This window comes from Vasconcelosia minhoensis LEGE 07310 (assembly GCF_015207255.1).
GTDB classification, from domain to species: Bacteria; Cyanobacteriota; Cyanobacteriia; order Phormidesmidales; family Phormidesmidaceae; genus Vasconcelosia; species Vasconcelosia minhoensis.
Genome location: NZ_JADEXG010000149.1, coordinates 1 through 1,755 on the forward strand (window position 1 = coordinate 1; position 1,755 = coordinate 1,755).

Genomic DNA, 1,755 nt, shown 5'->3' on the forward strand with positions numbered 1-1,755 from the left:
TCATTGGTATAACCGACAAAGACTGCATCAGTCGCTGAATTATCGAACACCAGATGAGGTTTATGCAGAAAGTAGATGAGAAAGTCAGTTGATGTGTCATACTCGTTGAAAGCGTATTAACTACGTAGATCTTTCAGAGCTTAACTGCCCTTTCATGTTGTTCAGTCTCTGGGGTCCATTTCAGTTTAGACCAGTTTGCTCGGGCACTGCCGAAGACCCAGGGCGGCAAGTCAAACCCAGACCGGGCCGCTGCCTTTCAGCAAGCCTGGGAAGCTTATGAATTCAGCGACTACGCCTTGCAGGGCTATGCCATTCGTATTCGTAACGGTGGCGGCAGCTGGATTGGAGCCCATATCGACGCAGATACCGCGCAGAAGCTGGGAACCCGTGCTTGCAAGCGGCTCGAAAACTCCCCCTAGGCCGAGCAAGGCGGGTTCGGTTCAAGGGTAAAAACCAGCTCGATTCGTTAGAGGGCAAGTCTGAGCGCTCGGCGATGAAGCGGCGAGATGAATTTTCGTCTGGAAAGGACTGATGCTGAAACCGCTCATCGCACAGCATGACCCCGTCATCTTGCACGGCCTGAACAACCCGGTGAAGTAGGTCCGCCTGGTGCGTCGAAAGCTAAATGGGAAAAACCGGTTCTATGTCCAGCTAGTTAACTAAGGAAAGCCCTTTCAGAAGCCTAAGCATACAATTTGCCAGCAGGTCGTTGGCGCTGATATCGGTCCTTCGACTACATCCCAATCCGCTTGCCAAGCCGAGAAATGGTTAAGAAGCCTATCACTTTGCAGAGATAGGCGATCGCGTTAGAGCATCTCTAGCCGCCTCTAGCGTAGCATTGAGGTGCAGCAAAGTAAGTCTGGTCGCAGCTTCGGCATCTCGGTTAAGGTAAGCCTGAAGAATGACTCGATGCTCCTGCTCAGAGTCTTCTTTTTGCAGTGGAACGATCGAGAACGATAAGTTAACGTAGATTGCTGAAAGGTCAGAGAGTCGCTGCAAAACATGCCGAATCTGCGAAGTTTGCCCTAGATCATCGAGCAGATTATGAAACTGGCGGTTGAGCTCTACCCAGCGAGTCTGATCGGTTTCGGCTTCCATTTTTATCAGCAAAGCTTCAAAAGGCTTTAACTCAGATTCAGTTAGTCGGGCAATTGCTCGATTCACACTTAGCGGAATGAGCAGCGATCTCATCTCATAGAGCTCTTCTAGCTCCTCAAGAGACGGCATATGTACTATTGCGCCACGAAACGCATCCAGGTCTACTAATCCCTGAGTACTCAGCTCGCGTAAGGCCTCCCGAATAGGTGTGACGCTGACATTGAGTGCTTCAGACAATTCTGACTGCACTAGCCGAGTCCCTGCCGGAAGCTGACCGAGCAGAATGGCCTTGCGAAGCTGCTCAGCCACAGTAGCATGGGTCGTTCTAGGCGTTCCTGATAAGGACGTGAGCCGAAGTTTAGCCAAGCCCTTTACTCCACGAGTAGTTTGAGCACATTATACACTCCTTCAATAAATCGTAGATCATATATGGTCTATTCTATACTTTGTAAAATGCACTACATTTTTTGTTTGAAATTCCCCTATATTGATTCCCATCCCTTGATCAGCTATACTCTAGCCGGTTCGGGCTTGAACTAATTCTATAGTCATGGTGAAATTGAGTTAGCCCACCCAAAAGACACCGCGGTCATGATTCAACTAGAGTTCAGCGAAGCCGACATTAGCGCACTTGAATACGAGCGCTATCACCACCCT

Annotated in this window: 1 protein-coding gene; it reads right to left on the bottom strand. The window is 49.5% G+C overall.

Going from position 1 to position 1,755, the window contains the following annotated elements; all coding sequences use genetic code 11:
* Nucleotides 1-780: 780 nt before the first annotated feature.
* On the bottom strand, nt 781-1,407 hold the full coding sequence (locus IQ241_RS25200; protein ID WP_193912563.1) for a GntR family transcriptional regulator: 627 nt from the start codon (nt 1,405-1,407) through the stop codon (nt 781-783).
* Nucleotides 1,408-1,755 lie beyond the last annotated feature (348 nt).